This window comes from Azospirillum sp. P4_B5, from assembly GCF_056402275.1.
Genome location: NZ_JBFUHT010000019.1, coordinates 160167 through 166759, shown reverse-complemented (window position 1 = coordinate 166759; position 6593 = coordinate 160167). Strand labels below are relative to the sequence as shown.

Sequence of the window (6593 nt, the reverse complement as noted above, 5' to 3'; positions counted from 1 at the left end):
ATGCTCAAGCGACCCGCGATGCCAGTCCCTTCCGGAACCGGTCCGCGGCCAACGGCCAAAACCGCCGCCTGCGCATCCCTTCTCACAACACGGTATCAACGATATCCAAGATCCCGCGGCTCCAGGAGAACCGCAATACCCCGCGCCCAATCCCTTCAAGGAGTGGGCCGCCAGGGCCAGATTGTCTTTTGCGCTCCCGACCCGTCAGCGCCTCGTTGGCGGCCACCGCGTCGGGAGGCGCTTTATATGCGTGGTGCCCCGGGGGTGGCAAGCACTTTTTTCGACCCCCGGCGATTTTTCTCCCGTCCCCTTCCGAACGCACATGACACCCTTTTCATTGGCTGTGCCGCGCAGGGGATCGCATAGTCGGGCCAACAGCTGAAGGGATCTCCAGCTTGGACGCGGCCTTAATCAATGGTTCGTTAACCAAAATTCGGCAAGGTTGCACAACGGCAGAAACTCGCCGCCAGCCGACCGCCGGGACCATCAGACACAGGTCCGACCGCCGCGATTGCGCTGAACCATTTTATAAAGGCTGACAAGCGTGACATTGCTTCGCACGCCGACCTTGGTCGAAGCCCCGGGCGCCGGCCATCGTTCGTCCGAATCTTCGAACGATGCCCTCTCCTCTTCCTTTTCCTCTCTCCCTGTTTCCGGCGTGCTGCGGGGCAGCGCAATGCCGGAAATGCTTCGGGACGAACTGCTGCCCGACATCTTCGCGGACACGGCGCGGGCCATGCCGGAGCGGACCGCCATCCTGTTCGATGGGCGCCGCGTCAGCTACGGGGAACTGGAGGCTCGGGCGAACCGTGTCGCCAACGCGTTGCGCGCGCGGGGCTACGGTCCGGGGAACTTCGTCGGTTTGTGGATGACGCGGTCGCTCGACCTGCATGTGGCGCTGCTCGGCATTCTGAAGGCTGGCGCGGCCTATCTGCCCTTCGACGCCGACGCGCCCGCCGAACGCGTGGCGGTCAGCCTCGCCGACTGCTCCGCGCGGGCCATCCTGGTGGACGCCGTGACCGCGTCGAAGGCGGCCGGGCTCGCGGTGCCCGCTCTTCGGCTGGAGGACCTGACCTGCGATGATGAGCGCGCGCCCGATCTGCGCGCGGACGGTGTCAGCCGGAATCACCCGGCCTACGCGATCTACACCTCGGGCTCGACCGGCAAGCCCAAGGGCATCGTCATCAGCCACGCCAACATCTGCCACTACCTGCGCGCCGCCAACAGCCTGTACGGCATCACCGGCGAGGATGTCGCCTTCCAGGGCGCGTCCGTGGCCTTCGACCTGTCGCTTGAGGAGATCTTCGTGCCGTATCTGGTCGGCGCGACGCTCTGGGTGGCGAGCCGGCAGGTGCTGGACGAGGCCGACCGGCTGGCCGACGTCCTGAACGACGCTGGCATCACCGTGCTGGACACCGTGCCGACCCTGCTCGCCATGCTGCCCCAGGACGTGCCGAGCCTTCGCGTCATCATTCTGGGCGGCGAGGCCTGTCCGCCCGCGGTGGCCGCGCGGTGGTGCCGTCCGGGTCGGACGATCTTCAACAGCTATGGCCCGACCGAGGCGACCGTGGTCGCTACCGTGGCCGAGGTGCGCCCAGACGAGCCGGTCACCATCGGCCGGCCGATTCCGAACTACAGCTGCTATGTGGTGGACGAGGCGATGGCGCTGGTCGCCCCCGGCACACAGGGCGAGCTGCTGATCGGTGGGCCGGGGGTGGCGCAGGGCTATCTGGGGCGCCCGGACCTGACCGCCGAGAAGTTCATCCGCAACCGCTTCGCCATCCACGGCAACGACCCGCTGCTCTACCGCTCCGGCGACGCGGTGAGCGTCGACCCGAACGGCAACCTGCTGTTCCACGGCCGCATCGACGACCAGGTGAAGATCCGCGGCTTCCGGCTGGAGCTGGGCGAGATCGAAGCGAAGCTGACCGACATGGCCGGCGTGAGCCAGGCCACCGTCGTGCTGCGCAACGACAACGGGCTGGACCGGCTGGTCGCCTTTCTGGTGCCGCAGGCTGGCGCCGCGCTGGACAAGACGGCGCTGCGCGACCAGTTGCGCGCCCGGCTGCCAAGTTACATGGTGCCGTCTCATTTCGAGGTGACGGACCGCCTGCCCCGCCTGACCTCCGGCAAGGCCGACCGCAAGGCGCTGCAGGGCGCGCCGCTGACCGACGACGCCGGCCCCGGCGAACAGGACGAGCCGCAGACCCCGACGGAAGCCGCCCTTCTGGAGGCCGCCAAGCGCGTCTTTCCCGGCCAATCGGTGCCGCTGGAGGCCGACTTCTTCATGGACCTGGGCGGGCATTCACTGCTCGCCGCGCGGTTCGTGTCGGCGGTGCGGGAGACCCGGCATCTCGATGGGTTGACCCTGCAGGACGTCTATGGCGCCCGCAGCCTGCGCGCCATGGCCGAACGGCTGGACTCCCGGGCGCCACGCGGCGGCAACGGCGGCGGGGCGGAGCGCAAGGACCGTTCCTTCACGCCGCCTCCCCTGCTTCGCCGCTTCCTCTGCGGGGCGGCGCAGGCGGCGGCCCTGCCCCTCATCCTGGCGCTGATGACGGCGCAGTGGCTCGGCGTCTTCGTCAGCTACATGCTGCTGTCCGGCGAGGATGCCAATTTCCTGCAGGAAATCGCCACGCTGCTCGGCGTCTACATGGTCATCAACGCGGCCACGGTGGTGATCGCCGTCGCCGCCAAATGGCTGGTCATCGGGCGGACGAAGCCGGGGCGCTACCCGCTGTGGGGCGTCTATTATTACCGCTGGTGGCTGGCGCAGCGCTTCATCAGCCTCGTCCATCTGAAGTGGTTCCAGGGCTCGCCGGTCATGCGGGTCCTCCTGCGCGCGCTTGGCGCCAAGGTGGGCGACGAGGCGCTGATCGGCGACTTCGAGTCCGGTGCCATCGACCTCGTCACCATCGGCGCCGGTGCCTCGATCGGCGGCAAGGTGAAGCTGGCGAACGCCGAGGTGATCGGCAACGAACTGGTCATCGGCGCCGTGGACATCGGCGCCGACGCCTATGTCGGCACCTCCTGCGTCATCGGCATGGACGCGTTGGTCGGTCCCGGCACGGAGCTGGCCGACCTGACCGCCCTGCCCGCCGGCGCCCGCACCGGCGCCTATGAGCGCTGGGACGGCTCGCCGGCCCGCCGCGTCGGCAGCGTCGACCGGGCGGAGCTGCCTGCCCCGGCAACCGCCGGACGGCTGCGCCGCGGGCTGAACGCCGCCTTCTACACGGCGATGCTGCTCGCCCTGCCGCCGATCTCGCTGATGCCGATCTTCCCGGCCTTCTACCTGTTCGACAATCTGGACGGGGTTCTGGGGTCGGTCTTCGGCGTCAGCTACCTCTATTACCTGCCTCTGATCGCCTGGCCGACCGCCATGGCGCTGGTCGCGGTGACGGTCTGCATGATCGCCGCCGTGCGCTGGATCGTCCTGCCGCGCGTCGAGGCCGGCACCTACTCGGTGCACAGCGGTTTCTACCTGCGCAAATGGATGGTGGCGCTGTCCACCGAGGTGATGCTCGACACCCTCAGCTCGCTCTACGCCACGGTCTACATGCGGGCGTGGTACCGGCTGATGGGCGCCAAGATCGGCAAGGACGCGGAGATCTCCACCAACCTCGCCGGGCGCTACGACCTCGTCGAAATCGGCGAGAAGTGCTTCATCGCCGACGAGGTGGTGCTGGGCGACGAGGACATCCGCCGCGGCTGGATGTTCCTGAAGCCGGTGAAGACCGAGGCACGCGTGTTCGTCGGCAACGACGCGGTGGTTCCGGCGGGGGCCAGCATCCCCACCGGCTCGCTGATCGGCATCAAGTCGAAGCCGCCCGCCAACGAGGCGATGTCCGCCGGGGAGACGTGGTTCGGCAGCCCGCCGATCAAGCTGCCGGTGCGCCAGCGCTTCGACGGGGTCGGCGCCAACTGGACCTACGAGCCGTCCAAGGCCCGCCGCCTGGGCCGCGCGGTGTTTGAGGCCTTCAGCCTGTCAATGCCGACGATGCTGTTCATCACCTTCGGCACGCTGGCGGTGGAACTGTTCGCCCCGGCCATCCTGGAGCAGCGCTATGGCGCCTTCCTGGCGCAGTTCCTGGCGGTCAGCGTCGCCATCCCGGTGGCGATGGTGGCGGTGGTCATCCTGGTGAAGTGGCTGCTGATGGGCCGTTACACGCCGACCGTGAAGCCGATGTGGTCCTGGTGGGCCATGAAGACGGAAGCGGTGGCGGTGCTCTACTGGGGCCTCGCCGGCAAGGTGCTGCTGGACCATCTGCGCGGCACGCCGATGCTGCCCTGGGTGCTTCGCCTGTTCGGCACGAAGTTCGGCGAGGGCGTCTTCATGGACACCACCGACATCACCGAGTTCGATTGCGTGACGGTCGGCGACCACAGCGCGGTGAACGCCTTGTCGGCCCTCCAGACGCACCTCTACGAGGACCGCGTGATGAAGGTCGGCTGCGTCAAGGTCGGCCGCGGGGTCACCATCGGCGCCGGGTCCACGGTGCTGTACGACACCAGCGTCGGTGATTACGCCCATCTCGGCCCGCTGACCCTGGTCATGAAAGGCGAGGAGATCCCGGCGCACACGGAATGGGCCGGCGCCCCGGCGGAGCCGGTGGTCGAGGGCCAGCCTGAGTTGACGACACAGTTCAAGAGCGCCGCGTAAGCTCTTGTCGGTGTTGAACTGTTGCGGCCCGGCATCCAGCGCTTCGGCGGTGGGTCCGGGCCGCATCGTTTCAAGGCCTGCGCAAGGCCCTTTCCTTATCGCCGCAGGGCGTTCCGTTCCCGTTGTGCGCCGGGCGAAGGGGTGTATAACGGTGCGCGAGCGTGGCCCTGGCCCTTTTGCGCGCTCCAACGCGCCGCATCGGGGCCTGTGACCCAAGAACAGGAAGGAAGCCCCCCGAATGCCCGACGACATCAGCCCCGCCCGCGGCGCCTCGACGCTGTTTCCGCTGGCCAAGGACGACACGACTTACCGCAAGCTGACCTCGGATCACGTCTCGGTCGTCGAGTTCGACGGCGAGCCGGTCCTGAAGGTGGAGCCGGAGGGCCTGCGCCTGCTGGCCGAGGAAGCCTTCAAGGACATCAACCACCTGCTGCGCCCCGGCCATCTCGGCCAGATCCGCGCGATCCTCGACGATCCGGAAGCCTCGCCGAACGACAAGTTCGTGGCGCTGGACCTGCTGAAGAACGCTAACATCGCCGCCGCCGGCACCCTGCCGATGTGCCAGGACACCGGCACCGCCATCATCATGGGCAAGAAGGGCCGTCGCGTCTTCACCAAGGGCGGCGACGAGGCCGCCCTGTCGGAAGGCGCCCGCGACGCCTACCTGAAGCGCAACCTGCGTTACAGCCAGCTCGCCCCGATCTCCATGTACGAGGAGAAGAACACCCGCAACAACCTGCCGGGCCAAGTCGAGATCTACGCGGAGGGCGAGGACGCCTACAAGTTCCTGTTCATGGCCAAGGGCGGCGGGTCGGCCAACAAGACCTTCCTGCATCAGGCCACCCCGTCGGTGCTGGCGCCGGACCGGCTGCTGAAGTTCCTCGAGGACAAGATCCGCTACCTCGGCACCTCGGCCTGCCCGCCCTACCACCTCGCCATCGTCATCGGCGGCCTGTCGGCGGAGCAGAATCTGAAGACGGTGAAGCTGGCCTCGGCCCGCTACCTCGACAACCTGCCGACCGAGGGCGGTGAGGACGCGCACGCCTTCCGCGACCTCGCCATGGAAGCCGAGGTGCACAAGCTGACCCAGACCATGGGCATCGGCGCCCAGTTCGGCGGCAAGTATTTCTGCCACGACGTCCGCGTCATCCGCCTGCCGCGCCACGGCGCCTCCATGCCGATCGGCATCGGCGTGTCCTGCTCGGCCGACCGTCAGGCGGTGGGCAAGATCACCAAGGACGGCATCTTCCTGGAGCAGTTGGAGACCGATCCGGCGAAGTATCTGCCGGAGATCACCGACGGCGATCTGGCCGGCGAAGTGGTGAAGATCGACCTCAACCAGCCGATGAGCGAGATTCTCGCCACGCTGAAGCAGTATCCGATCCGCACGCGCCTGTCCCTGAGCGGCCCGCTGATCGTCGCCCGTGACCTCGCCCATGCCAAGCTGCGCGCGCGGCTGGACGCCGGCGAGCCGCTGCCGGACTACTTCAAGAACCACCCCATCTATTACGCCGGCCCGGCCAAGACCCCGGAGGGCTATGCGTCGGGCTCGTTCGGTCCGACGACCGCCGGGCGCATGGACAGCTTCGTGGAGCAGTTCCAGGCGGCAGGCGGCTCGATGGTCATGCTGGCCAAGGGCAACCGCAGCCCCGAGGTGACCGCGGCCTGCAAGACGCACGGCGGCTTCTATCTGGGCTCCATCGGCGGCGCCGCGGCCCGTCTGGCTCAGGACTGCATCAAGAAGGTGGAGTGCGTCGAGTATCCGGAACTCGGCATGGAGGCCATCTGGCGCATCGAGGTCGAGGACTTCCCGGCCTTCATCATCGTCGATGACAAGGGCAACGATTTCTTCAAGGAGCTGAAGCTGGCGTAAGCGGTGGCGCTCCCTGTCCCCTTCTCCCACACAGCGGAAAGGGAGACGGGGAGCGCAACG

Annotated in this window: 2 protein-coding genes; both read left to right on the top strand. The window is 67.8% G+C overall.

Annotated features, from left to right (window positions below; genetic code table 11):
- The first annotated feature begins 676 nt into the window (after positions 1-676).
- Positions 677-4660, top strand: coding sequence for a Pls/PosA family non-ribosomal peptide synthetase (locus tag AC1DVI_RS16990; protein WP_476958959.1), 3984 nt, complete (start codon positions 677-679; stop codon positions 4658-4660).
- Between the two features lie 238 nt (positions 4661-4898).
- The gene (locus tag AC1DVI_RS16985; protein WP_476958958.1) at positions 4899-6533 is read left to right on the top strand and encodes a fumarate hydratase; all 1635 of its coding nucleotides are present in this window, start codon (positions 4899-4901) and stop codon (positions 6531-6533) included.
- Positions 6534-6593: the final 60 nt, after the last annotated feature.